Below are 25,202 nucleotides of genomic sequence, written 5' to 3'. Positions count from 1 at the left end.
TTGAGCTAAAAACTGAATCGGACAAACGGGTTAGCCGTCTATGCGCAACGCTTGATTCAACGAATTCCCTCAACGATTCAAACGAAAGGACCAAACCATGGCCACCACAAAACTGCTCAGCGATGCCGAGGTCGAAAAGATCCCGGCGGTGAAGGCCGTGTTCGACGATATCCGGGCTACGCGGAAATCCGACTTCGTCAACAATTTCTGGCGCGGGCTGGCCAACGATCCGGCGTCGCTGAAGCGGGTGTGGGAGCAGCTCAAGGCGGTGATGGTCGCYGACAGCGCCATCGACCCGCTGACCAAGGAAATGATCTATATCGCTGTCTCGACCGCCAACAGCTGTTCCTACTGCGTCCATTCGCATACGGCCGCCGCGCGGGCCAAGGGCATGACAGACGCGCAGCATGGCGAGCTTGTGTCGATCATTGGGCTGGCCGGCCAGACCAATCATCTCGTCACCGCCATGCAGATCCCGCTCGATCCGCAGTTCGAGGTGAAGTGAGGCGCCGGCTTTTCCTCCACAAGGGGAGAAGGGGAATCCGCGCTACGCCGGCCGATACACTTTCTCCGCCGTGTTCCAGAAGATGTTTGCCTCTGCTTTGGCGCCGTACCTGGCGATTGCCGCGCGGTGCGCCTTGATCAGCTTGGCGTGGYTGGTCCACAGCTTTTCGATCGGGAAGTTCGAGCCGAACATCAGCCGGTCGCTGCCGAGGATTTCTATCGCGTTGTCGACGATATAGGCGATGAGATCCGGGTCGTTGCGGTGAACGAAGGTGYCGAGTCCCGAGAGCTTAGCGTAGAAATTGGGTGCCGCCGAAAGCGTGCGGAGACCCGCCTTCCACGTTTCGGTGGTTTCCGGCTCCATGCCGGTCAGCATGCCGGCGTGGGTGAGGATGAAATTCGTCTGAGGGTTTTCGCCGACCAGCGTCAGTCCATCCTTCATCTGCGCGGGAAAGAGCTGCAGGTCGAAGGAGAGGCTGTAGTCCTTCAGCCGCGCCACATTGGCGCGAACCTTCGGATCGATCACCTGGTCGGCCGAGGYGGCGAAGCGGAAAGCGGGCGTCTGGTGCCAGTGCAGTTGCATGCGCACGCCGCGCAGTAAGGGATATTTCATCAGCCGGTCGATCTGCAGTCGGACGTCGTCGACCGTCATGTCGGCATAGCCGACAATGGCGTGCGGCCAGCCGGTCTCATCGGCGGTCTTCTGCAGGAAGGCGACCTCTTTTTCGAAATCCTCCTTGGCCCAGTTGGTCTGCACGTAGACGGCCTTCTCGACGCCCGAGCCCTGCTGGTCCTCGAGGAACTCCGTGATCGGATAGTCGCGGCGGATCGGCTCGTAGGGGCCGAAGATGCGCGGCACCATCGGCCCGACCAGCCAGGGCTGGTCCTTCTGGCGCCAGATGTGGAAATGCGCGTCGATGGCTTTCTGCATCACGATACCCTTTTCCAGATGGAAGCGGCCGCCGGAGCGGGGCGGGCGAGCGACAGGATGAAATCGGTCAGGCTCCCCACCGATGAGCCATCGACCAGGTCGTCGAGCACCGGCAGGACGGCGCGAAGTGCGGCTGTCGCTGGGCGAAAGCGCGGATCGCCGGCGAGGGGCGTTGCCAGCGACAGCCGGAAGGCGCGGGCGCTGAAGCGGCGCATCGCGATCTCCAGTTCGGTATGGCTGCCGCGTTCCAGGCCGTCGGACAGGATGACGACGCAGGCGCCGCGCGCAAATGCRGAAAAGCGTGGCACCGCAAGGAAGGCGAGCAAGGTCGGACCCATGCGGGTGCCGCCGTCCCAATCGTCGACAAGCGTTGCGGCGCGCGCAAGTGCCTGCTCACGGTCGCGGATTCGCAGCGCGGACGTGACGCGGGTCAGGCGTGTGCCGAAGGTGAAGACTTCGGCACGGTCCGCGCCTTGCACGGCCGCGTGAGCCAGCTTGAGGTAATCGGAAGTGTGCAGCTTCATCGAGCCGGAAACGTCGATAAGCAGGAGCAGCTTTCGCGGCACGGCCTGCCGGCGGCGCAGCAGCGGCGAGGGGATGTCGCCGTCGGCGCTGACGATTTCGCTCAGCGAGCGCCTGAGGTCGAGCGTGCCGCGCGAGCGGGTGCGCGCAGTGCGGAAGGAACGGCGCGCGGGCAGGGCGGACGCGAGCTTGCGGCGGAACTGGCCGAGACCGTCGGCATCGCGCTGGAAATCGCGCCTGCTCAGTTGTTCAAGCGCCGAGGAGAGCTCGCCGCCTTTTTCCTGGCGAGCGACCTGGTTTTCTTCCTCGCGCGTGCCGCGATCGTCCTTGACGCGGGTTTCGTCCTCTTCGCCTTCGATCGGGGGCTTGGCGTCGCCGTAGAAATAGCTGCGGAAATGCGCCTCGAATTCGCCGCGGCGATCGGGCGAGGGCGCGAGCGTTGCGAGCGCCGCCTCGCGGATGTCGGTCATCGAGCGCGGACCAAGCAGGGTGACCGCTTGCATGAAGCTGGCGATTTGTTCTGGAGCGATGGCGAAAGCGTGATCACGGAGCAAACGGGCGAAGCCGAGGAAAGCGGCGGCGGCAGGGCGCAGGTTTTGCGGACGCCTCATTCCTTCGCGCCCCCCTCTGTCCTGCCGGACATCTCCCCCACCAGGGGGGAGATTGGTAGCTTGGGCGCACCGCTCAATCCAGCGGCGTCGGCGATTGGCGAAAGCCGATGCGACAGCTGATCTCCCCCCTTGCGGGGGAGATGTCCGGCAGGACAGAGGGGGGTGCTGTCCCGCCAGCGTCGCGCATTAGCCTTGGGGTATCGCGCCAGCGTGTTGCGATTGCTCATCACCCCAGCGCCTCCTCGACAATCCTCCCCAGCTCCGGCGCGATCGCCGACAGATCCTCCTCGTCCTTGATYAGCACGCCGATGGCGCGGCGGAAGGCTTCCGGCCAAGGGCTGCCGCCTTTTTCGAGGATGGTGGCGGCATTCGCCCATTCGACCGCTTCGGCGATGCCCGGCGGCTTGGCCAGCGGGCGGGCGCGGATCTCCTGCACGGCATTCGCCACCGCGCGCGCCGTCGCTTCGGCGACGTCACCCGAGCGCATCATGATGATCTCGGCCTCGCGCTGGGCGTCGGGGTAGCCGATCCAGTGGTAGACGCAGCGTCGGCGCAGCGCCTCGGCAAGCTCGCGGGTGCGGTTCGAGGTCAGGATGACGATGGGCTGCTTTGCCGCGCGGATCGTGCCGCGTTCCGGGATGCTGATCTGGAAGTCGGAGAGGAATTCGAGCAGCAGCGCTTCGAACTCGTGGTCCGAGCGGTCGATCTCGTCGACCAGAAGCACGCGGTGCTCCGGCGCCCGCAGCACCTGCAGCAGCGGCCGGGCGATCAGGAAACGGTCGTCATAGATGTCGATCTCGTGCTCGCCGGCGTGGCGGATGGCAAGCAGCTGGCGCTGGTAGTTCCATTCGTAGAGCGCATGTCCGGCGTCGATGCCTTCGTAGCATTGCAGGCGCACCAACTCGCGTCCAAGCAGTTCGGCGACCGCCTTCGCGGCCTCGGTCTTGCCGACTCCCGGCGCGCCTTCGAGCAACAGCGGCTTGCCCAGGCGGATCGCGAGGAAGATCGCGGTGGCCAGGCTGTCGTCGGCCAGATAGCGCGAAGCGGCAAGGCGCTCGGCTATCGCCCCAGGCGAAGCGGCGACCTCCACGGCGTCGGTGTTTGCCATCTTCCCGCTCAGCCCGCGGCCTGCGCCTTCAGCGCGCGCAGGATGCGCTCCGGCGTGATCGGCAGCGTGTCGATACGCACGCCGACGGCGTCGAAGACGGCATTGGCGACKGCCGGTATCTGCGGGTTGGCGCACATCTCGCCCGGCCCCTTGGCGCCGAACGGACCGTCAGCGGAAGGACGCTCCAGCACGATGATCTCGGTCTCGGCCAGATCGCCGGGGCCCGGCATCAGATACTGGTTGAAATCGGTGCCGCCGTGATCGCGGTTTGGATAATAAGGCTCGGTCGTTTCGTAGAGCGCGTGGCTGATGCCCATCCAGGAGCCGCCGACCAGCTGCTGCTCGACCATCTTCGGGTTGAGCGCGCGGCCGATCTCGAAAACGTTCTTGACGGTGAGCACCGTCACTTCGCCGGTCTCGTCGTCGACCTCGACTTCGGCCACCGTGCAGGCGTGGGCGTAGCAGGTGGAGGGCTTCATCGCGCCGGTTTCCTTCTCCGGGTAGGAGCGCGGGATCAGGAACATGCCGCGGCCCGAGATCGAGCGGCCGCGCTTGAAATGCGCCGACAGCGCGACATCGAAGATGGAGATCGATTTCTGCGGCGCGCCCTTCACCTGGATGTTGCCCTGGCCGTCGGTCTCGAGGTCGGAGGCGTTCACCTCCAGCTCTTCGGCCGCCACTTCCAGCATCACCTGGCGCGCTTCCTTGGCCGCCTGGATGACCGCGTTGCCGGCGCGGTGCGTGCCGCGCGAGGCGAAGGTGCCCATGCAGTGCGGGCCGGTGTCGGTGTCGGCGGTGTCGATGATGACCCGGTCCGTCGGCACGCCGATCGTCTCGGCGCAGATCTGCGCCATGATCTGCTTCATGCCCTGGCCGAGATCGACGCTGGAAAGCGTGACCATGAAATTGCCGGTCGGCGTCGAATGCACYAGCGCCTGGGTCGGGTCGCCGCCGAGGTTCATGCCGGTCGGWTAGTTGATCGCGGCAACGCCGCGTCCACGCCGGATCGCCATCTCAGGCTCCCTTCCTGTAGGAGGACATCGCCATGTATTTTTCGGCCACCGGCCAATTGGCAGCGCGCGAGGCCTCCTGCATGCATTCGATGAGCGCCGCCCCCTCGGTCGGCTGGCGATGCGCCTTCATGTCGCCGTCGCGATAGGCGTTGATGAAGCGGAATTCGAGCRGGTCCATGCCGATTAGCCGCRCCAGCTTGTCCATCTGCACCTCCAGCGCGAAGTCGCCGATGGTGACGCCGAAGCCGCGCATGGCCGACGAAGGGGTGCGGTTGGTGTAGACGCAATAGGTGTCGATCCAGACATTCGGGATCGTGTAGGGCCCGGGATAATGCGCGGCGCCTTTCTGCGCGCYATAGGGCGAGTGGCGGGAATAGGCGCCGGCATCGGTGTAGCCGGTCACCTTGCGGGCGACGATACGGCCGTCCTTCATGAGGCCGTCCTTGATCACCACCTTCTCGGCCGCGCGCGGCGAGGAGATTTGCATCTCCTCCTCGCGGCTGTAGATAAAACAGACCGGGCGTCCGGTTAGCTTGGCGCCGAGGATGGCGATCGGCTCGACGATGACGTCGACCTTGCCGCCGAAGCCGCCGCCGACCGTACCGCCGACGAAATGCAGCTTCGAGCCCGGCATCTGCAGGATGATCGATGTGTTGTCGAGGGTGAAGAACATCGCTTGCGTATTGGTGTAGCAGGTGAAGCGGTCATTGCCCTCGGGCGCCACCACGCAGCCGGTGGTCTCGGTCGGCGCATGCTCGATCGGCGAGGACTGATAGGACTGTTCGAGAATGTGGTCGGCCTGGGCAAAACCGGCCTCGACGTCGCCGAAGCGCACCTTTCGGCATTCGCCGCTGTCATAGAGATAGTAGTTCTGGCCGTGATATTCGTTGACCAAAGGCGCGCCGGGCTTCAGCGCCTCCTCCATGTCGAAGACCGCGGGGAGCACCTCGTAGTCGACCTTGACCTTGGCGGCGGCCTCCTGCGCGGCGCGCTCGGTCTCGGCCAGCACCGCCACCACGGCCTCGCCCTTCCAGCGCACCTTGCCGTCGGCGAGCACGGTTTCGTCCTCCGGCCCGATCTGGATAAGGATCAGGATGGTGTAGACATTGTGCGGCACGTCCTTGGCGGTCAGCACGCGCACGACGCCKGGGTGCTTCTCCGCTTCCGACGTATCGATCGAGCGGATGCGGGCATGGTGGTGCGGGCTGCGCACCATCTTCAGATGCAGCATGCCCGGAAAATTCCGGTCGGCGAAATAGGCGGTCTTGCCGGTGACGTGTCCCGGCGAATCGAGCCGTGGGCGCGGATGGCCAATCTCRTGCAGGCCGTCCTTGCGGACATCGGCGAAATAATCCTTGCGCAGTTCCATGGCTCGGTTCCTCAGGCGGCGTTCTGCGAGTTGGCGCGCGCGGCCGTCAGCACCGCCTGGATGATCGGCTCGTAGCCGGTGCAGCGGCAGATGTTGCCGGACAGCGCCTCGACCACGTCCTCGCGGCTGGGGTTCGGCGTGCGGTCGAGCAGCACTTTTGCTGCCATGATCATGCCCGGCGTGCAGAAGCCGCATTGCGTGGCGAAGGCATCGAGGAAAGCGCGCTGCAGCGGATGCAGCACGCCGCCCTCGGCGAGGCCGGCGGTCGTCTTGATGTCGGCGCCGCCGCAGGTCTCGGCCAGTGTCAGGCAGGAGAGCCGCAATTCGCCGTCGACGATGACCGAGCAGGCGCCGCAGGTGCCCTGATGGCAGCCGCCCTTGGGCGAGGTGTCGCCAATCTTGTCGCGCAGCGCGTTGAGCAGCGTCGTGCCGCTTTCGACGAACTCGGCTTTCTCCGAGCCGTTGAGTGTGAATTGAACAGGTACCTTCGCCATCTTTCCTCCCTGCGCGCCTGCCCGGATCGGTCGGACAGACGCGCGTCCCCCATGGATCAATTCGACAACAGCCGGCCGAGATGGACCGGCAGGACCTCGGCGCGATACCAGGCGCTGGCGATCGGGTCGGTGATCGGCGCAATGCCCTCGCTCGCGGCCACCAGTGCCGGCGCGACCTCCTGCGGCGTCAGCTTGCAGCCGAGCAGCGCTTTCTCGGCAGCTAAAGCGCGGATCGGCCGATCGGCCATGCAGCCGAGCGCGATCCGCGCTGCCGTCACTGTGCCGTCCTCCGTGCGTCGCAGGAGTGCGGCGATGCTCAGCACCGACACGCCCTTCGGCTTGACGCGCGACACTTTCAGGAAGCGGAAGCTCTCGGCTTTGGGCAGCGCAATATTTACCGCCGTCACTATGGCGCGGCTGGTGTCGCGACCGGCCAGGAAAGTCTCGATCGGCAGTTCGCCCTCTTCGGTGACGATGGTCGCGTCCAGCGCCAGCAGCGCCACCGCGAAATCGCCGTAAGGGGAAGGGGCGAACAGATTGCCGCCGACAGTCGCCATGTTGCGGATCGCCGGCCCGCCGACAGCGCGCGCCGCCGGTGTGAGCACGGTTAGCTCGGGGTGGCGGGCAATCGCCGCCATGGTGACCGAAGCGCCGAGCCGGACCTTGCCGCCCGAAACCGCGAACTGCGACAGGGCGGGATCGGTGACACGCACGAGGCTGGAGACGGAGACGTCGCCTTCATTGGCCGCGCGGACGACAAGCGTGCCGCCGCCGAGATAGCGCGTGCCAGGGGCCCGCAACGCAGTGTTGGCGTCTTTCACGCTCGAAAAAGTCTGCAGCGCAAGCGACATGGCGCGCTCCCCGGTTCAATTGTTGCCGGCGAAATGGGCCTTCAGGGCGTTGAAGCCGCCCTGGRAGACATTGGCACCCATGCCCTCGGCCAGCTTGTCGGCGTCCTCCGGTGCTGCGTCGAAGCTCGCCGTCCATTCGGCATAGGTGCGGTTGCCGTCGGTGACGCGGCGCAACTGCAGCGTCGCCTTGTGATTGGTGAGCGGCTGCGGCGTCTCGAGGATCGAATAGCTGACCAGGAAATTCTCGTCGGAGAAGTCGAGCAGTTTTTCACGCAGTGTCGCGCCGCTGACCAGTTTGAAATTGCGCACGCAGCCGATCGTGGTGGCGTCCTTGCCGGCCTCGATATGGCTTTCCACCATGCGCGGGTGCCAGCCCGGCAGGCCGTTGAAGTCGCGGATGCGCGCCCAGACCTGCTCGACCGGCGCGTCGATGACGCTGGAAATGGTGACTTTCGCCATAGACTGGTTCCCTTGCAAAGATCGGGAGCAGGTTAGGGCGGTCGGTCAGCTTGCGCTTATCAATGCGTCTTGAGCGCGTATCAACCAGTCGGAAAAACAGGCGCCTCAGGCTGTAGCCCGCGCGGCTTCGCGGTAGAGCGTCGGCGGCACGCCGACATGGTCGCGGAAGAAGCGCGAGAAATTGCCCTGGGTGGTGAAGCCGAGATTGCAGGCGACCGAAATCAGCGGTTCCTGCGACCACTGTAGTTGCCGCACGGCTTCCTCCATGCGCAGCGTGTTCCAGTAGACGTTCGGCGTCAGGTTGGTCTGTTCCTTGAACAGCGCGAAGAAATGCGGTCGGGAGAGCCCGACCGCACGGGCGACGTCATCGAAGGAGATGCGTTCGCAGACATTGGCCTTCATCAGTTGGATCGCCTTGCGGACGCGGAAGTCGAGCATCGTGTTGATGCGCGCTCGCGCCGCCTGCGGCGCCGAGGCGTCCGCGGCATCGAGCACGCTGTCGATGAAGCGCTCGATCTCGTAATTGGCGACGTCGTCGATGCTCTCATTGTCGGTGAGATGGTCGAGCAGGTTCGCCGCCGCCTGATGCAGCCAGGGCTCCAGTGTGATCGCGGCTTGCGTGAAGAGCGGCGCCGAGGAAGGCAGGTCGCGGCGCCGGCGCGCCCAGTCCGGATCGATGTAGAAAGCCAGGAACAGGCCGGGCTTGCCGTCGCGGGAAAGGGCGTGGCTGTGCGGCTGGAACGAATTGATGCCGGCCGCGGTGCCAGGCCCGAGCCGCACCGTCTCGCGGCCGATCGTCATTTCGCCAGCCGTACCTTCCAGCCAGATGATGAGATGCGCCTCGCCATGGGCATGGGTGACGAAGTCGTTGGCGACATTCAGCACGGAAACATGTCCGAACCGGCCCCAGTAGAGCCTGATCGCGTCCGTCATGGGTATCGTTCCTCCCGCAGGCGACTGGCCTCCCTTCGCCTGCCGGGGAATAGTGCGGCTGACTTTGCGGTGGCGTCAAGGCGAGCAATGATGAGGGACGTTTGGGGAGCGGCCAGCGGGACGGATTTTCAGACTGAGCGATAGGGGCGGCGACCCCTTCTCCCACAGGGGAGAAGGAAGAAAGAGGCTCTAGTCACTCCTGCGGAAATTGCGGATGCGGTCGAACAGTACCGCCAGGATGATCGCGCCGCCGATGAAGGTGCCCTGCCAGAAGGCGTTGATGCCAAGCAGGCCGAGGCTGTTGCGGATCACCTCGATGAGGGCGGCGCCGACGATGGCGCCGAGCGCGGTGCCGACGCCGCCGGCGAGATTGGCGCCGCCGATGACGGTGGCGGCGATGACCTGCAGCTCCATGCCGTTGCCGAGATTGGTGGTGACCGCACCCAGCCAGCCGGTCTGGATGATACCGGCGAGCCCGGCCGACAGCGCCGAGATCATATAGACCGCGACCTTGATCTGCTTGACCGGAACGCCGGTCAGCGTTGCCGCGTGCTCATTGCCGCCGATGGCGAAGATGTGCCGGCCGAACTTGGTCCAGCGCAGGATGAAGCCGGTGATCAGCGCCAGGATGATCATATAGAGCACCGGATTGGCGATGCCGAACACCCAGGCGCCGCCGCCGAGCGCCAGAAGCTTCTGATGGTCCGGTCCGAACTGGAATACCACTGTGTTGTTCGACGCGACCATGGCCAGGCTACGGGCCACCGACAGCATGCCGAGCGTGACCACGAAAGGCGGAAAACCGAGATAGGCGATGAGCACGCCGTTGAAGGCACCGACGACCAGCGCGGTGGCGATCGAGGCCAGGATGCCCACTTCGATCGAATAGCCGGCATGCATGGTGACGGCCAGCACCATCGAGGAAAGGCAGAGCACCSAGCCGACCGACAGATCGATGCCACCGGTGATGATGACGAAGGTCATGCCGAGCGCCACGATAGCGGTGAAGGTGACGTTGCGGGTGATGTTGAAGAGGTTCTTCGACGTGGCGAAGGAATCGGTGGYGACGGACAGGAAGAGGCAGGCGAGRATGACCGCGATCACCACCCAGAAGGTCTGGTTGGCGAAGAGCCGCGACAGGAAGGTGTGCTGCTTCTGCGCGATCGTCTGGTCAAGGGTGACTGCCATTATCGACCTTTCCTAAGGCGCTGGACGGTTCGGTCCACACGACTACGCAACCTGTTCGATGGCGCCGGTGATCAGCCCGGTGACTTCCTCGGGCGAACTCGAGGCGATCTTCTTGTCGGCCACTTTGCGGCCGCGCCGCATGACGATGACGCGGTCRGCGACGTCGAACACGTCGGGCATGCGGTGGCTGATCAGCACCACGGCGATGCCCTGATCGCGCAGATGGCGGATGAGATTGAGCACCTCGGCCACCTGCCTGACCGAGATCGCCGCTGTCGGCTCATCCATCAGCACGATCTTGGCCTGCGACAGCATGGTGCGAGCAATCGCCACCGCCTGGCGCTGGCCGCCCGACATCTGCTTGACGAGGTCGCGCGGCCGCGTCTCGGACTTCAGCTCGGCGAAGAGCTGCCMGGCGCGCTTATACATGGCGCCATAGTCGAGGATGCGGAATGGTCCTACGCCCTTGCGCAGCTCACGGCCGAGATAGACGTTGGCCGCAGCCGTCAGGTTGTTGCAGAGCGCGAGGTCCTGATGGACGATTTCGATGCCGTGCTGGCGCGCATCGGCCGGCTTGTGCATGACAAGCTCCTTGCCGTCCAGATGAATGGTGCCGTGGCTCGGGCGGAAATTGCCGGCGATCATCTTGACCAGCGTCGATTTGCCGGCGCCGTTGTCGCCCATCAGGCCGACGACCTCGCCGGCCTCCAGCGAGAACGAGACGTCGTTGACCGCCTGGATGGCGCCGAAATGCTTCGAGATGTTGGCGAGTTCGAGAACCGGCACCAGCCTTAAGCCTCCCCATTTGTTGCGCATTTGTCGCCAGCCTGGCCGGCGCCTCTTGCGYCTTTGCTCCGTCCATCTCCTCCTGAACGGCGCGTTGACGCATTTAGGCAAAAGCGGACAGGGGCGTCAATCAATTGTCGGACGATTAATTTCGAGACTCGACGAAAAATCGGTTTTGTAGGACAAATAGGAATTGACGCTGGCGAAAAGCCGATATTAGCTAAGTCTCGGAGGAAGACTTTGCCCATCGTCCGTCTATCAGGCGGAGGCGGGCAAATGGTTTGAAGGTCAAGGATCCGGCTGCGCCAGTATTGGGGCAAACGGATCGGCAAATGCTTATCAGCCCGGCGCAGGACGCGAACATCAYGAGTGCTCGTCATGGGTCTTGCGCATCCGGTCTGATCGGTGTGGCGGGCACGCGGTGTCCGTCTGTTTCAAGGGAGGAMTGATATGAGGAAAACACTTTTGCTTGCCGCCGTCGCCGCCATGGCGTTGGGCGCCGGGCCGGCTTTGGCCAAGAAACAGCTCGTCATCGTCGTGAAAGGTCTCGACAATCCATTCTTCGAAGCCATCCACCAGGGCTGCGAGAAGTGGAACAAGGAGAACGCCAGCTCGGAATATGAATGCTTCTACACTGGTCCGGCATCGACCTCGGACGAAGCCGGCGAAGCGCAGATCGTGCAGGACATGCTGAGCAAGCCCGATACGGCGGCGATGGCGATCTCGCCGTCGAACGCGCCGCTGATCGCGCAGACGATCAAGAGCGCCAATCCGTCGATCCCGATCATGACGGTCGACGCCGACCTTGCCAAGGAAGATGCCGCCCTTCGCAAGACCTATCTCGGCACCRACAACTACCTGATGGGCAAGAAGATCGGCGAATACATCAAGAAGGCCAAGCCGAATGGCGGYACGATCTGCACCATCGAAGGCAATCCGGCGGCCGACAACATCCTGCGCCGCGCGCAAGGCATGCGCGATGCGCTGTCGGGCAAGGAAGGCCTCGCGGCGCTGGCAGGCGAGGGCGGCTGGACCGAAGCCCCTGGATGCCCGGTGTTCACCAATGACGACGGCGCCAAGGGCGTGCAGGCGATGACCGACATCCTCGCCGCCAATCCGAAGCTCGACGCCTTCGGCATCATGGGCGGCTGGCCGCTGTTCGGCGCCCCGCAACCCTATCGCGACCTGTTCAAGCCGATGGCCGACAAGATCGCCAAGAACGAGTTCGTCATCGGCGCCGCCGACACGATCGGCGACGAGGTGGCGATCGCCAAGGAAGGCCTGGTGACCGCGCTGGTCGGCCAGCGGCCGTTCGAAATGGGCTACAAGGCGCCGTCGGTGATGCTCGACCTCATCGGCAACAAGAAGGTCGACGATCCAGTCTTCACCGGCCTCGACGAATGCACCAAGGAAACGGCCGACACCTGCATCCAGAAGTAGGCGGAGGCTGCATCCGGGCCATCGAAAAGCAGGGGGCGCCCACAAGGCGCCCCCTGCACTTTTCATGGAATTGCTGTCAGATCTTCTGCTTCACGCCGTCCTTCGAGGGCATCAGGTCAACGCCGTTGAGCTTGCCGATATGGGTGGCGAGCATCGGCACATATTGCTCGGCAGGGCCTGTGGCATGCGCCGTCGCGAACGAATTCTTGGTGGCGTTGCCGAGCGGGTTGGCGATGCCGGCGGCGCCTGCCATCGATTCCAGATAGGTAAGGTCCTTGAAGGCATTGGCGATGGTGAACTTGTGCGCGTCGCGGTCGCCCTCCAGCGTCCAGCGCATGAAGGTCTGGTAGAAGCCGCAATCCATGCGGCCGTTGCGGATGACGCTGTCGAAGCGCTGCGGCGAGATGCCGACCTTCTGCGCCAGCGCCAGGGCCTCCGAATAGATCGCCGCATAGCCCAGCGAGACGAAGTTGTTGAGCAGCTTCATGYGATGGCCGTCGCCGGTGTCGCCGATATGGACGATGCGGCCGGCCCATGTCTCGATCACCGGCTTCAGCCTGGCGAACACCGCGTCCGGCGCGCCGACCATGGCGTCGAGCGTGCCTTCCCAGGCCTCCTTGGGCGTGYGGCTGAGCGGGGCATCGACATAGTCGACGCCGAGCGTCTTGAGCTCGGCGGCCAGCGCCACGGTCGAGACCGGATCGGAGGTCGAGCAATCGACGACGACCGAACCTTGCTTCAGGCCCTCCTTCAGCCCGCCGGAGCCGCGGATGATCGCCTCCACCTCTCGCGAGCCGGTGACACAGATGAAGACGATGTCGGATGCCGCCGCCACATCCCTGGACGTGGCCGCTTCCCTGGCGCCGCGGCCCAGAAGGTCTTCCGCGGGCTTGCGGTTCTTGCGGCCGAGGAAGGTGAGCGGATAGCCCTTGTCAACGATGTTCTTGGCGATGCCGTGCCCCATCAGGCCCAGGCCGATGAAACCGATTTTTTCGCGGGCAGCGGTGGTGCTCATGTCGTCTCTTCCCTGTCTTTCATGGTGATGGGCGCGCCCGCGCGGCGGGCGATTGTCGAGAAGGTTTCCGCGGATCGCGGGTGGCGGGCGATTGCGGAATGCCATATTGTCTGACAATACACATAATTCCCGAGCCTTGTGGAGAGTAAAATGACGAAGCGGATCATGTTCACCGGCGGCAGCGGCAAGGCCGGCCGGCATGTCGTTCAGTATCTGGTCGAACATGGCTGTCAGGTGCTCAACATCGACACCAAGCCGCTCGACAATCCGAAGGTGCGCACTCTGATCACCGACATCACCGACAGCGGGCAGGTGTTCAATGCGCTGTCGAGCTATATGGGCCTGCACGAGTTCGACCCGTCGCTGCGGGCGCAGCCGGTCGACGCCGTGGTGCATTTCGCGGCGATCCCGCGCATCATGATCACGCCGGACAACGAGGTGTTCCGCATCAACGCGATGGGCACCTACAACGTCGTCGAGGCGGCGGTGAAGCTCGGCATACGCAAGGTGATCATCGCTTCCAGCGAGACCACCTACGGCCTTGTCTTCGCCAACGAGCCGCGTAATCCGACGCATTTTCCGCTCGACGAGGACTATGATGTCGACCCGATGGACTCCTACGCGCTGTCGAAGATCGTCAACGAGAAGACGGCCCGGGCCTTCGCGCTGCGCAGCGGCGCCGACATCTACGCGCTGCGCATCGGCAACGTCATCGAGCCGCACGAATATTCGCTGTTCCCGAAATGGTTCGCCGATCCCGGCTTCCGCAAGCGAATCGCGTGGAGCTACGTCGACGCGCGCGATCTCGGCCAGATCACCCTGCGGGCCATCGAGAAGGATGGCCTGGGCTATCAGGTGTTCAACGCGGCCAATGACGATACCTCGTCCGACCTGCCGACGGCGGAACTGTTGAAGCGCTTTTATCCGGGCGTGCCGGTCAAGGCCGAGCTTGGCGAATATGAGACGCTGCTGTCGAACCGCAAGGCGCGCGACATGCTCGGCTTCCGACCTGAGCATAGCTGGCGCAAATACGTCAAATCGGCCTGAGGCGACGCCCAAATGCCGGTTGAGCTGTGCACATCTGCGCAGGTTGCGGCAAAGCGGGCCTGCCGTGCTTGACAGRCTCTGAAAACCGGATTTTCTGGACCTATGCGGGACGCGAAGCCGAACAACGAAAAAAAGCCGACGAAGACGACGGCTGCGGAGCGTCCAGCCGGYTTCCGCCGGGCCGACGCGCCACGCATCCCGGGCGCCAGCGTGCACACGTCTCTGGCCAGCGAAATCGGGCTTCGCATCGTGCGCGGCGACTATCCGCCGGGCACCATTCTGCCCAATGAAGCGAAATGGTCGGAGACCTTCGACGTCAGCCGCTCCGCGGTGCGCGAGGCGATCAAGATGCTGATGGCCAAGAGCCTGCTGGCGTCGCGGCCGAAGATCGGCAGTTGGGTCGAACCGAAGGAACGCTGGAACCTGCTCGACCGCGACGTGCTGTCCTGGTACGCGACGTCGCCGGACCGCGAGGTTTTCCTCAGGACTGTGCAGGAGTTCCGCCACATCATCGAGCCGGAGGCGACAGCCTTCGCGGCGATGCGGCGCACCGACGAGCAGATGGCCGAAATCAGCCAGGCCTGCCGCGAGATGGGGGAAGCGACCAACCTGCAGGAGCGCACCCGCGCCGACACGCGCTTCCATCTCGCCATCCTCAGGGCCTCGGGCAACGACTTGCTGGTGCCGCTCGGCGTGCTGATCGAATCCGCCTTCGACCATCTCTTCACCTACACGACCCGCGAGCTCGACAATCTGCAGCATGCCCAGAAGCTGCATGAGGCGATCGAGAGGAATATCCGCCTGCAAAGGCCGGATGCTGCGCGCAGCGCTGTCCGCAAGCTGCTCGCCAATACGGACGACGTGATCCAGTCGCGTTAAGGCCTTCTACCGGGCCAGTTGTCCAGCACAGAAACTTTGCCGCCGCCCATGCGTGCGTTGGCAGACCCCATGCCTTKGCGATTGGCTAAGACGCCTATCGCCCTGGAATGACGAGGTTCAGGAGCCTTCACGTCATCGCCAGCGTTTGCGCTGACTACCCCAAACGGACGTTGATAGCCTTACCCGACAAGCCTGCGATCTTTCCAGATCCCTGTGTTGAGGAACTGGTGCCAGCCGGTTTCAGCAACCCTCAATCCTGCTTCTCGCGGCCGAAGGCGACGCGCAGCTCGTCCTTCGCCTTCTCCAGCACTTTTCTGCGCTCTTCGGGCAGGTTCCTGCCGGCGCGGTTGATGTAGAAATTCAACATCGACATAGCGGATTGGAACGGCTCGGCCTTGCGGCGGTCGCTGTGCTCGGCCGAGYGCTTGAGCGAGGCGGCGATCTTCTTGGCGTCGTCGGATTCGAAGACGTGCTCCTCGAGATCCAGCGCATCGCTGTGCTCGGTCACGTCGGCCGACCATTTCTTTTTGGCGGTCATGGCAAAACTCCTTCCTCAAGGCAAAACTCCAGGAGGAGAGACGGGTTCCAGGCTCTGGAGTCACCGAATTGTGCGTCCTGGCGCTGCTCGGCTCGGCAAATGCGCCGATAGTGGAGGCCGAACCGCCGACTTCGAGAACAGCGGACAGGAACGCCTTGACGACGATCTCCAGCAATGCAGCGCTCCCAGGCATAGACAGTAGCTATGCCTGGACGAGGTTGGCCATTTCCGTATTGTTGGCGACCATAGGGGGCGTCGGCATGTGGGCGGTGGTCGTCGTCCTGCCGGCGGTCCAGGCCGAGTTCGGCATCGATCGCGCCGCGGCCTCGATGCCTTACACCGCGACCATGGTCGGCTTCGCGGCCGGCAATGTGCTGGTCGGGCGCGCCATCGATCGTGTCGGCTACTGGATCCCGGCGCTTGTTTCCTCGACGGCGCTGGCTGCCGGCTTCCTGCTGGCGTCGCTCTCCGGTTCGATCCTGCAATTCACGCTCGCTCAAGGCTTGCTGATCGGGTTGGGGACATCGGCGATTTTCGGACCGCTGATCGCCGACATCTCGCACTGGTTCAATCGTCGGCGCGGCGTTGCGGTGGCTGCGGCTGCGTCCGGCAGCTATCTCGCCGGAACGGTCTGGCCGGCGATCATACCGCCGCTGATGAGGGCGGAGGGCTGGCGCTTCAGCTATCTGGCGATCGGCATCGCGTGCCTGGTGACGATGGTGCCGCTGGTCCTGATGCTGCGCCGTCGTGCTCCAGTGGTTGTGGCAGGCTCGCCAGGCACGCGCCCGGTCCAGCCGATTGCATTGTCGCCGGCGGCACTTCAGATGCTGCTGGTGATAGCCGGCCTGGGCTGCTGCGTAGCGATGTCGATGCCGCAGGTGCATATCGTCGCCTATTGCATGGACCTCGGCTACGGCGTCGCGCATGGCGCCGACATGCTTTCGATCATGATGGCCGCCGGCGTCGTCAGCCGCCTCGCTTCCGGCTTCGTCGCCGATCGGATCGGCGGGGTGAAGACCTTGCTGATCGGTTCGGTGCTGCAATGCCTGTCGCTGTTCTTTTACATTCCCTTCGACGGGCTCGCCTCGCTCTACGCCGTCTCGCTGGTGTTTGGCCTTTCGCAAGGCGGCATCGTGCCTTGCTATGCGATCATCGTGCGGGAATACATGCCCGCCAAAGAGGCCGGCCAACGCGTGGRCATCGTCATCATGGCGACCATTTTCGGCATGGCTATCGGTGGCTGGATGTCGGGTTGGATATACGACCTCACTGGTTCCTATTCGGCCGCCTTCCTGAACGGGATTGCCTGGAACCTGCTCAACATCCTGGTGATGGTTCTGGTGTTCTGGAAAGCAAGGCGCGGCGGCGTCGCCATGGCCTGACGAGCTCGCGCCGGCGCTTTTCCAGGAAGACGCTTCGGCTTGACAACAAATCGCGGCTGCGCGACGCCAAGGCTAAAGCGCGTCGCGATCTTTCAGATTCGCTCTCTGCGCTTTAGGCTCTTGATTCTGCGCATGTCTTTGTCCCGAAACCGGTTCGGGAGACATGCTTTGATGAACGCGGTACAGGCCTGCGGGATGGCGACACCAGGGTCAATGGCATTGCAGGCGCGCAGCGGGCGGGGTTTGCCGCGCGAGGCTCGCCCTTGAGCAAGCCGCGCTCCCGTCGCGGCGGCGGCCGTCCAACGATCGCCGATGTGGCGCGCAAGGCCGGTGTCGGCGCCATCACCGTGTCGCGCGCGCTGYGCGAGCCCGGGCGGGTGTCGGAGGATCTTCGACGGCAGATACAGGCCGCGGTGGACGAGCTTGGCTACGTGCCCGACCCGAACGCCCGCGCGCTTGCCTCGGCGCGCGCCGAGGTGTTCGGCGTGCTGGTGCCCTCGCTCACCAACAACGTCTTCGCCGAGGTGGTGCGCGGCATCTATGACAGTCTTTCCGACAGTCCGTTCCGCATCCAGATCGGCAACACCCATTATTCGGGCCTCGAGGAAGAGCGGCTGTTGCAGGTCTTCGGATCGCAACGCCCGGCGGCGCTGATCGTGGCCGGCATCGACCAGACGCCCAGCGCACGGCGACTGCTGGAGAACGCCGGCTGTCCGGTGGTGCAGGTGATGGAGACCGGGCCGGACCCGGTCGACATGATGGTCGGCTTCTCGCATCTCGATGGCGGCAGGACGGCCGCCGAGCACCTCCTTGAAGCCGGATACCGCAAGATCGGCTTCATCGGCGCCAGGATGGATCCGCGCTCGCAGCGGCGCCTTGCCGGCTATCGCGCTGCCATGGAAGCCGCGGGCTTATTCGATCCGCGCCTGATCACCACGACGCCGGTGCCGTCAAGCGTGAGCCTCGGACGCGAGCTGTTCCGCGACGCGCTGGCCAAGATGCCGACGCTCGACGGCGTGTTCTGCAACAACGACGATATCGCGCTCGGCGTCCTGTTCGAATGCCATCGGGCATCGCTCGACGTGCCGAAGCAGATCGGCATTGTCGGCTTCAATGATCTCGACATGATGCAGGTGTCGTTTCCTTCGATCACCAGCGTGCGTACGCATCGCTATGAAATCGGCACGCGCGCCGTCGCCATGGYGCTGGCGGCGATCGCCGGGAACCGGCCGGACCAGCGGATCGTCGACCTCGGTTTCGAGCTCATTCGGCGCGAGAGCACCGCGCGTTAAAGCATGTCTCCCGAAAGTGGAAACCGGTTTCGGGACAAAGACATGCGTAAAGATCAAAACCTAAAGCGCATGGAGCGAATCTGAAAGATCGCGACGCGCTTCAGGGCTGCGGCGGAACGCCGGGCCAACCGCTGCGCAGGGTTCCTTGAAGCGCTCTGAAGAACACGGAAAAATGACGAAGGCGGCGCTTTACAGCCTTGGATGGTAGCGCTACCATTTGTCTGTAAAATCAACATCCGGCAAAGGTCAGGTCTGTTTATTATACATAAGCAACAGCTCATGCTTGTTTATTATGTATAATATGATAGTTTTCTGAATGCCCCGGAGGAAGAGGGGAGAGGAGAAAGCAGAGCGACTCACGTCGCCCGGCAAGTGCTTCGGTTGGGCAGGAGGGTGCCGCCGACAGCATCAGGACTTCACAGTTCAGCTGATCACCATTTGGGAGGAATACCGATGATCAAGTCACTCGTTGGYGGCGTCGTTGCCGCCACTGCATTCGTCATGCTCCATTCGGCCGCAATGGCCGCCGGACCGGAAGTCGTCTCCGGTCCCGCCGCGCAGCCGGATTGCTTCGCGCCGTGGTCGGCGGACACCAAATTCTTCAAATATCCCAAGAAGGAAGGTCCGTTCCGCATCGCCTTCTCGAACGGCTATATCGCCAACACCTGGCGCATCCAGATGGTGCAGACGGCAAAGGCCTATGCGGCGCAGCCGGACGTGAAGGCCAAGATCAAGGAATTCAAGGTGGTCTCGACCGGCGAGGACGTGCCGGCGCAGATCTCGGCGATCAACAACTTCATCGATTCCGGCTATGACGCGATCGTCACCGACGCGCAGAACCCGACCGCCTTCGGCCCGGTCATCAAGCGCGCCAAGGAAGCCGGCATCGTGCTGGTCGCCTTCGACAACATCCTCGACACCAAGGATGCCATCAACGTCAATGTCGACCAGAAGGGTCTCGGCGAGTTGTGGGCCAAGTGGCTGGTCGAGAAGGTGCCGAACGGCGGCAAGATCCTCGAAGTGCGCGGCGTCGCCGGCACCTCGGTCGACACCGACCGCCACAACGGCATCCATGAGGTGCTGGATGCTTCCGGCAAGAAGTGGGACGTCACCGAAGTGGCCGGCAAATGGGATGACGGCGTGGCGCAGAAAGTGACCGCCGACGCCATTGCGACCAACGGCCCGTTCGACGGCATCACCGGCCAGGGCGGCGATACCGGCATCGTGCAGGCGATGATCGACGCCAAGCATCCTTTCGTGCCGTTCGGYGGCGAGACCGAGAACGGCTTCCGCAAATTCTGCGCCCAGCATTCGGCCGATGGGCTGAAATGCACTTCGGCCGGCTCCGGCCCGGCGCAGGTCGCGGTGGCCATCAAGACCGCGATCGCGGCGCTGGAAGGCGAGGTGGTGCCGCAGGAAGTGAAACTGCCGCTGGCGATCGCCTCGGATCCGGACATGAAGGAAGGGACCGACTACTTCCCGAAGGAATCCGACAACTTCTTCGTCGGCAATTCCTTCCCGACCTGCGGCATCAATTTCAGCGCGCAGGAAATCATGGGCCAGACCAAGGCGGACCAGTAAGCTTCCAAATCGATGGCTTGGCGCCGCGGATCAGCCGCGGCGCCGCTTCGTGCAGATATTACCTGGAGGCTCAATGGACGGTGCGGTTCCGCTCTTCCGCATGGAAGGCATATCCAAGCGCTATGGCGGCGTCAGAGCCTTGGAAAAGGCCGATCTTGAAGTCACCGCCGGCAGCATCCACGCCATTCTCGGTGAGAACGGCGCCGGCAAGTCTACGCTGATCAAGACCATGGCGGGCGTCGTGGCGCCCGACGAAGGCCGCATGACGCTGGACGGGCGCGAGGTGAGTTTTGCCTCGCCGGCCGCCGCCAACCAGGCCGRCATCGTCTGCATCTTCCAGGAACTGTCGCTCATCCCGGAATTGAGCGTCGCCGACAACATCGTCATTTCCGATCCACCGAAGCGCTTCGGCATGATCGACCGCAAGGCGCAGCGGCAGATCGCGCAAGAAGCGCTGGCGCGCGCCGGCGCCTCCRACATCCATCCCCGCGCCCTGGTCAAGGACCTGCCGCTGTCGCGCCGRCAGATGGTGGAGATCGCCAAGGCGCTGGCCCGCAAGCCGCGCATCCTGATCCTCGACGAAGCGACCTCTGCGCTGACGGCAGCGGATGTCGCCAAGGTCTTCGAGGTGCTGAAGCGGCTGCGCTCGGAAGGACTGGCGCTGCTCTACATCTCGCACCGCATGAACGAGATCGCCGAATTGGCCGATCACTGCACTGTCTTCCGCAACGGCCGCAATGTCGCGAGCTACAAGGCCGGAACCAAAAGCTACAATGAGGTGGTCGAGCTCATGATCGGCCGCGAATACAGCCACATCTTCCCGCCGAAACCCGCTGCCGCACCGGCTGCCACGCCGGTGCTCGAAGCGCGCAATCTCTCCTGGGCCGACCGGCTCGACAATATTTCGCTGAGCGTCAGGGCCGGCGAAGTCGTCGGCCTTGGTGGCCTCGACGGGCAGGGCCAGCGCGAATTGCTGCTTGCCTTTTTCGGCGTGCTGCGCGGCCTGCGCGGCGAGGTGCTGATCGACGGCAAGCAGGCTTCCATCTCCAGCCCGAAGGCAGCCAGCGACGACGGCATCGGCATGGCGCTGATCCCCGAGGATCRCAAGACCGAGGGGCTGATGCTGCCGATGACGGTGCGCGAAAACCTCTCCTTCGCGGCGCTCGACCGGCTGGCCAAGGGCGGCATCATCGATCGCGCCGCCGAACAGCGCCTGATCGACGACATGGTCGGGCTGCTGGCGATCAAGACGGCGGGGCTCGACATTCCCGTCGGCGCGCTCTCGGGCGRCAACCAGCAGAAGGTGGTCATCGCCAAATGGCTGATGCGGCAACCGCGCATCATCCTGCTCAACGACCCGACGCGCGGCATCGATGTCGGCACCAAGCAGGAAATCTACCAATTGATGCGCAAGCTGGCGGATCAAGGCGCCGCGATCCTGTTCTATTCGACCGACTATGACGAACTGATCGGCTGCTGCGACCGCGTGCTCGTGCTCTATGACGGCAGCGTCAAGCGCGAGCTTGTCGGCGCCGACATCACCGAGCACGCGCTGATCGCCAGCGCGCTCAATATCCATGGCGAAGGCGCCGACATGAAGCAGGGAGCGGGCGCGTGAAGGACTGGCGCTACTTACTGGCCGAGCAGCGCGGAACGCTGCTGGCGCTCGGCATCTTCATCGTCATGTTCATCATCTACACGACGAACCATCCCGCGGGGTTCACCGCCAATGTCGTGCAGACGGCCGCCAACAAGGGCGTGCTTCTGGCCTTCGTCGCCATGGCGCAGACGCTGGTGGTGATCACCGCCGGCATCGACCTGTCGGTCGGCATGATCCTGCTTCTCACCAATTRCCTGGCGTCCTGGCTGGTGGTCGGCACGCCGCTGGAGACGACGCTCGGCGTGATCGCGGTCCTCGCTGCGGGACTGGTCTGCGGGGCGATCAACGGCGCCATCGTCATCTACGGGCGCCTGCAGCCGATCGTCGCCACGATCGCCACCGGCGCTGTCTATTACGGCATCGGGCTCCTGTTGCGGCCGTTTCCGGGCGGATCGGTCAATGAGGACCTGGCCGACGCGCTGACGGGAAAGCTTTTCGACGTGATCCCGACCTCGCTGGTCGCGCTGCTCGTCGTCGTGCTGGTCGTCTGGGTGCCGTTCAGCCGTTCGGAATTCGGCCGCGCGGCTTACGCCGCGGGCTCGTCCGAAACGGCTGCCTATATGTCGGGCGTGCCGATCCGGCGCGGCAAGTTCATCGCCTATGCGCTGGCCGGCGTGCTGGCCTCGGTCGGCGGCCTGTTCCTCACCTTCTTCACCTATACGGGCGAGGCGGCCTATGCGAGCGGCAATTCCTACACGCTGTTCTCGATCGCGGCGGTCGTGCTCGGCGGCGTCTCGCTTTTCGGCGGCAAGGGCAGCGCCATCGGCGCGATCTTCGGCGCGCTCGCCTTCCGCACCATCGGCGACCTGTTGTTCGTCTTCGACTTCGATCCGCTCTGGCAGCCGCTGTTCCAGGGCGTTATCCTGCTGATCGCGGTCAGCCTCGGCGCCTTCGCGCTGTTTCGGGTACGCAACCGGTTGGAGTGGTTCCTGTGAGCGAAACAACGCTTGGCGGCATCGCTGGCCGCATGCCGAAATTCATCCGCCGYGCCGACCCGGCGGTGCTCACGGCCTTCGCCTGCATCGTCATCCTGCTTTTGCTCGGCAGCCTCTATTCGCGCAGCTTCCTGTCGCCGGAATATCTGCTGCAGCAGTTGAAGGTCGCGTCCTTCCTCGGCGTCATCGCCACCGGCATGATGCTGGTCATCCTGCTCGGCCAGATCGATCTCTCCGTGCCATGGTCCGTCGCCGCAGGCGCCATGATGGCTTGCGCTGCGGCCGCCTACGGRCCGGTCGGCATCGCTTTGGCCATTCCCTTCGGCGTGCTGTGCGGTGTGGCGATCGGCATCGTCAAYGGCATCGGTGTCGCCTATCTGCGCATTCCCTCGATGATCATCACCTTGGCCACCAACGCCGTCGCGCAAGGCCTGATGGTGGTCTATACCGGCGGTTTCTCGCCACAGGATTCCGCGACTGCGGCGATGCGCTATCTGGCGACGGGCTTCACCATTCCAGGCGTTCCCAATGCCGTCATCATCTGGGCGCTGATCGGCGCCGCGATGGTCTTCGTTTTGACCCRCACCAGCTTCGGCCGGGCCGTCTACGGCATCGGCAACCGCGAGCGCGCCGCCTATCTCTCGGGCATCGACACGCGCCGCATCGTGATGATCGCCTTCGCCGTTTCCGGCGGCCTATCGGCTTTCGGCGGTGTGCTTCTGGCGGGCTATGCGTCGAAAGCGGCGCAGTCGATGGGTGACGCCTATCTGCTGCCGTCGATCGCCGCCGTCGTGCTGGGCGGCACGTCGATCCTCGGCGGGCGCGGCTCCTATCTCGGGACGGTGGCCGGCGTGATCCTGATCACGCTGTTGCAGTCGATTCTCTCGGTCATGCAGATGCCCGAGGCCGGACGGCAGATCATCTATGGCGTCGTTATCGTCGCCATGCTTCTGCTCTACGGGCGCGCGCCGGCAAGYCGCTGACCGTGGATGAGGCAAGCGCAGGACCGCAGATCCCGGAGCTTCGCATGAACGATCTTCGGACCGCGCCGRCCGTCGTCGTGATGGGTGTTGCCGGTTGCGGCAAGACGGCCGTCGGCGAGGCGCTCGCCGGGGCGCTTGGCGCCGACTTCATCGAAGGAGACCGGCTGCATCCGCCGGAGAACGTGGCGCGCATGGCACGCGGCGAGCCGCTGACGGACGCGCTGCGCGAGGGCTGGCTCGACGCCATAGGCGAGCACATCACGGCCTCAGTTGCGGGCAAACGCAAAGCGGTGGCGGCCTGCTCGGCGCTGAAGCGGGCCTATCGCGAGCGGCTGAGCCGCTTTTGTCCGGAGATCATCTTCCTCTATCTGAAGATCGATCGCGAGACCGCCTGGCGGCGGGTCGCCAACCGCAAAGGCCATTTCATGCCCGCTAGCCTCGTCGACAGCCAGTTCGCCACGCTGGAAGAGCCCGCCGCGGACGAGCGGGCGGTGACGGTCGACGGAACCCGAAGCGTTGCCGGGATTCTAAAAGAGATCGTCGGCTAGCATCAATTGCCGGAGCTTCATGCCCCCTCGTTGCCGATCGCGGCTTCGGTCGGCCGCTCGGTCAGCCGCACGGCGCTCGACCAGGCCATCATCTGCTCCGGACAGAGTTTGAGCGTTTCCAGCATATGGTCGCGCTTCGACAGGATAAATCCCGCCTGAACGACGAGGTTCTTCCCTGCCGTGTCCTTGGCAGGTGCCTCTGGACGCGCGCTCAGCTCGCCGACGATCGCCCGATATTGGCGAAAGGGGACCGTCTCGATCGTCGCCATATGAAACAGCGCCGCACCCGCGCGCGCGGCGAAGTTTGCCGGCGCCGAGGCGAGGTGGGTCCAGCCGCGCTCGCCCATGGCAGCCTCGGCGAAGGCGGAGCCGGCATAGATGGTGTTGGTCATCAGCACGACGCCGTTTGCCTTCAGCGCCTTCTGGACGCGCGTGGTGACCTGATAGGCGTCGGTGCGCTCAAAGACGATCCGGCTTTTCAAGAAGCGGTTCTCGACCTTGACCAATGGCGGATTGATCACGCGGAAGCCGAATTGGCTCGGGGTGAAGCCGTGATACCGCGCGCTCACCTGATGGGTATCGACGCCTGCCTCATGCAGGGCGCGCTTGCCCATGATCGTCTGCGCCGTGAACTGGTCGCACCATACGATCACGCCGCGCCCGTTGCGCAGGGCTTGTTGCAGAGCCTCGAGGCCTTCCAGCCGGATCGCCGGCGACCAGCGCCAGCCGGCGACGAGATGCGCCGCAAGCGTCAGCCGCCGGCGGTGAATGGCGGCGAGTTGCGCGTCGAACATCGCTCGCGTGTCGACGGCATTGCCGAGCACGGCCCTCACCGCCACGTCATAGCGGGCGAACTCCTTGCGAAGGTGGCGCTTGCGCCGGAGCCTGGACACCCAACCGCAGATGGGTTCCCACCAGGAGACCGGCAGCATCGCCGCAACGCCGAGATAGAAACAGGACAGCAGGCTCTCCCGCAGGTCCCGGTTGGTGAAGCGGCGCAGTTTTCCGGGGCGGATGACCTTGCGACTGAAGAAGCGAACGGACTCGTTGCGCTCCGGCACCGGCACGTCGGCGGTGATCTCGGTATGATAGATCTCGTTCGACGTTGGCTGCCGGCTGGCCCTGCGGGATTT

At 64.3% G+C, this 25,202-nt stretch carries 25 protein-coding genes; 11 read left to right on the top strand and 14 right to left on the bottom strand.

What is annotated here, in order from left to right:
* The first annotated feature begins 97 nt into the window (after positions 1–97).
* The gene (locus LCM4576_RS11135; protein WP_071032160.1) at positions 98–505 is read left to right on the top strand and encodes a carboxymuconolactone decarboxylase family protein; all 408 of its coding nucleotides are present in this window, start codon (positions 98–100) and stop codon (positions 503–505) included.
* Between the two features lie 42 nt (positions 506–547).
* Here the strand turns inward: LCM4576_RS11135 and LCM4576_RS11130 are convergent, their stop codons facing one another.
* The 11 genes from LCM4576_RS11130 to LCM4576_RS11080 all read right to left on the bottom strand — a co-directional run bounded on the left by LCM4576_RS11130 (position 548) and on the right by LCM4576_RS11080 (position 10,769).
* Positions 548–1,435 (bottom strand): amidohydrolase, encoded by an 888-nt coding sequence (locus LCM4576_RS11130; RefSeq protein WP_071032159.1) that lies wholly within the window; start codon positions 1,433–1,435, stop codon positions 548–550.
* Positions 1,435–2,568, bottom strand: a complete 1,134-nt coding sequence (locus tag LCM4576_RS11125) for a VWA domain-containing protein (RefSeq protein ID WP_071032158.1) — start codon at positions 2,566–2,568, stop codon at positions 1,435–1,437. Before LCM4576_RS11125 ends, LCM4576_RS11130 begins: the two co-directional genes overlap by 1 nt.
* Positions 2,569–2,794: 226 nt before the next feature.
* Positions 2,795–3,676 carry a MoxR family ATPase gene (locus tag LCM4576_RS11120; protein ID WP_071032157.1) on the bottom strand — a complete coding sequence of 294 codons (882 nt, stop codon included), beginning with the start codon at positions 3,674–3,676 and terminating at the stop codon, positions 2,795–2,797.
* A gap of 8 nt (positions 3,677–3,684) precedes the next feature.
* Positions 3,685–4,689, bottom strand: a complete 1,005-nt coding sequence (locus LCM4576_RS37495) for a xanthine dehydrogenase family protein molybdopterin-binding subunit (RefSeq protein WP_071032156.1) — start codon at positions 4,687–4,689, stop codon at positions 3,685–3,687.
* A 1-nt stretch (position 4,690) separates the two neighbouring features.
* Positions 4,691–6,058: a xanthine dehydrogenase family protein molybdopterin-binding subunit gene (locus LCM4576_RS37490; RefSeq protein WP_071032155.1), complete on the bottom strand. Its 1,368-nt coding sequence runs from the start codon at positions 6,056–6,058 to the stop codon at positions 4,691–4,693.
* An 11-nt stretch (positions 6,059–6,069) separates the two neighbouring features.
* Positions 6,070–6,552 carry a (2Fe-2S)-binding protein gene (locus tag LCM4576_RS11105; protein WP_041012187.1) on the bottom strand — a complete coding sequence of 161 codons (483 nt, stop codon included), beginning with the start codon at positions 6,550–6,552 and terminating at the stop codon, positions 6,070–6,072.
* A 56-nt stretch (positions 6,553–6,608) separates the two neighbouring features.
* A complete protein-coding gene (locus LCM4576_RS11100; protein ID WP_071032154.1) occupies positions 6,609–7,403 on the bottom strand; it encodes a xanthine dehydrogenase family protein subunit M in 795 nt (264 codons plus the stop codon).
* A gap of 15 nt (positions 7,404–7,418) precedes the next feature.
* A complete protein-coding gene (locus tag LCM4576_RS11095; RefSeq protein WP_071032153.1) occupies positions 7,419–7,862 on the bottom strand; it encodes an SRPBCC family protein in 444 nt (147 codons plus the stop codon).
* A 105-nt stretch (positions 7,863–7,967) separates the two neighbouring features.
* Positions 7,968–8,795 (bottom strand): AraC family transcriptional regulator, encoded by an 828-nt coding sequence (locus tag LCM4576_RS11090; RefSeq protein ID WP_071032152.1) that lies wholly within the window; start codon positions 8,793–8,795, stop codon positions 7,968–7,970.
* A gap of 189 nt (positions 8,796–8,984) precedes the next feature.
* Positions 8,985–9,983, bottom strand: coding sequence for an ABC transporter permease (locus tag LCM4576_RS11085; protein ID WP_071032151.1), 999 nt, complete (start codon positions 9,981–9,983; stop codon positions 8,985–8,987).
* Positions 9,984–10,025: 42 nt separating this feature from the next.
* Positions 10,026–10,769: an ATP-binding cassette domain-containing protein gene (locus LCM4576_RS11080; RefSeq protein WP_071032150.1), complete on the bottom strand. Its 744-nt coding sequence runs from the start codon at positions 10,767–10,769 to the stop codon at positions 10,026–10,028.
* A gap of 450 nt (positions 10,770–11,219) precedes the next feature.
* On the opposite strand from LCM4576_RS11080, the gene LCM4576_RS11075 reads away from it, so the two are divergent.
* On the top strand, positions 11,220–12,209 hold the full coding sequence (locus LCM4576_RS11075) for a sugar-binding protein (RefSeq protein ID WP_071032149.1): 990 nt from the start codon (positions 11,220–11,222) through the stop codon (positions 12,207–12,209).
* 76 nt (positions 12,210–12,285) lie between these two features.
* Here the strand turns inward: LCM4576_RS11075 and LCM4576_RS11070 are convergent, their stop codons facing one another.
* On the bottom strand, positions 12,286–13,224 hold the full coding sequence (locus LCM4576_RS11070) for an NAD(P)-dependent oxidoreductase (protein WP_071032148.1): 939 nt from the start codon (positions 13,222–13,224) through the stop codon (positions 12,286–12,288).
* 150 nt (positions 13,225–13,374) lie between these two features.
* Here LCM4576_RS11070 and LCM4576_RS11065 point away from each other — a divergent pair, with 150 nt between their 5' ends.
* Entirely contained in the window at positions 13,375–14,271 is an 897-nt protein-coding gene (locus tag LCM4576_RS11065) for an NAD(P)-dependent oxidoreductase (RefSeq protein ID WP_071032147.1), read from the top strand.
* A gap of 102 nt (positions 14,272–14,373) precedes the next feature.
* Positions 14,374–15,150, top strand: coding sequence for a FadR/GntR family transcriptional regulator (locus LCM4576_RS11060; protein ID WP_071032146.1), 777 nt, complete (start codon positions 14,374–14,376; stop codon positions 15,148–15,150).
* 250 nt (positions 15,151–15,400) lie between these two features.
* Here the strand turns inward: LCM4576_RS11060 and LCM4576_RS11055 are convergent, their stop codons facing one another.
* Complete coding sequence (locus LCM4576_RS11055) at positions 15,401–15,688, bottom strand: DUF3175 domain-containing protein (RefSeq protein ID WP_071032145.1); 288 nt, start codon at positions 15,686–15,688, stop codon at positions 15,401–15,403.
* A 155-nt stretch (positions 15,689–15,843) separates the two neighbouring features.
* On the opposite strand from LCM4576_RS11055, the gene LCM4576_RS11050 reads away from it, so the two are divergent.
* The 7 genes from LCM4576_RS11050 to LCM4576_RS11020 all read left to right on the top strand — a co-directional run bounded on the left by LCM4576_RS11050 (position 15,844) and on the right by LCM4576_RS11020 (position 24,069).
* Complete coding sequence (locus LCM4576_RS11050) at positions 15,844–17,070, top strand: MFS transporter (RefSeq protein WP_071032234.1); 1,227 nt, start codon at positions 15,844–15,846, stop codon at positions 17,068–17,070.
* A gap of 263 nt (positions 17,071–17,333) precedes the next feature.
* The gene (locus LCM4576_RS11045) at positions 17,334–18,362 is read left to right on the top strand and encodes a LacI family DNA-binding transcriptional regulator (RefSeq protein WP_071032144.1); all 1,029 of its coding nucleotides are present in this window, start codon (positions 17,334–17,336) and stop codon (positions 18,360–18,362) included.
* A gap of 453 nt (positions 18,363–18,815) precedes the next feature.
* Entirely contained in the window at positions 18,816–19,943 is a 1,128-nt protein-coding gene (locus LCM4576_RS11040) for a sugar ABC transporter substrate-binding protein (protein ID WP_040984125.1), read from the top strand.
* A 73-nt stretch (positions 19,944–20,016) separates the two neighbouring features.
* Positions 20,017–21,561, top strand: coding sequence for a sugar ABC transporter ATP-binding protein (locus tag LCM4576_RS11035; protein ID WP_071032143.1), 1,545 nt, complete (start codon positions 20,017–20,019; stop codon positions 21,559–21,561).
* Positions 21,558–22,538 carry an ABC transporter permease gene (locus tag LCM4576_RS11030; protein ID WP_071032142.1) on the top strand — a complete coding sequence of 327 codons (981 nt, stop codon included), beginning with the start codon at positions 21,558–21,560 and terminating at the stop codon, positions 22,536–22,538. The genes LCM4576_RS11035 and LCM4576_RS11030 overlap by 4 nt, the downstream gene beginning before the upstream one ends.
* Entirely contained in the window at positions 22,535–23,521 is a 987-nt protein-coding gene (locus LCM4576_RS11025) for an ABC transporter permease (RefSeq protein WP_071032141.1), read from the top strand. The genes LCM4576_RS11030 and LCM4576_RS11025 overlap by 4 nt, the downstream gene beginning before the upstream one ends.
* A gap of 44 nt (positions 23,522–23,565) precedes the next feature.
* The gene (locus LCM4576_RS11020; RefSeq protein ID WP_071032140.1) at positions 23,566–24,069 is read left to right on the top strand and encodes a gluconokinase; all 504 of its coding nucleotides are present in this window, start codon (positions 23,566–23,568) and stop codon (positions 24,067–24,069) included.
* A 17-nt stretch (positions 24,070–24,086) separates the two neighbouring features.
* On the opposite strand, the gene LCM4576_RS11015 is transcribed toward LCM4576_RS11020, so the two are convergent.
* Positions 24,087–25,202, bottom strand: a 1,116-nt coding sequence (locus tag LCM4576_RS11015; protein WP_071032139.1) for a hypothetical protein, incomplete at its 5' end; no start/stop codon positions are given.

Source organism: Mesorhizobium sp. LCM 4576, assembly GCF_001854815.1.
GTDB lineage: Bacteria > Pseudomonadota > Alphaproteobacteria > Rhizobiales > Rhizobiaceae > Mesorhizobium > Mesorhizobium plurifarium.
The sequence above is the reverse complement of the archived record's forward strand: the minus strand, read 5'-3'. Positions and strand labels throughout refer to the sequence as shown.

Excerpts from the sequence above, each read along its gene's own strand:
- LCM4576_RS11090 (WP_071032152.1), bottom strand. The coding sequence starts at position 8,795 with ATGACGGACGCGATCAGGCTCTACTGGGGCCGGTTCGGACATGTTTCC.
- LCM4576_RS11065 (WP_071032147.1), top strand. The coding sequence starts at position 13,375 with ATGACGAAGCGGATCATGTTCACCGGCGGCAGCGGCAAGGCCGGCCGG.
- LCM4576_RS11105 (WP_041012187.1), bottom strand. The coding sequence starts at position 6,552 with ATGGCGAAGGTACCTGTTCAATTCACACTCAACGGCTCGGAGAAAGCC.
- LCM4576_RS11100 (WP_071032154.1), bottom strand. The coding sequence starts at position 7,403 with ATGTCGCTTGCGCTGCAGACTTTTTCGAGCGTGAAAGACGCCAACACT.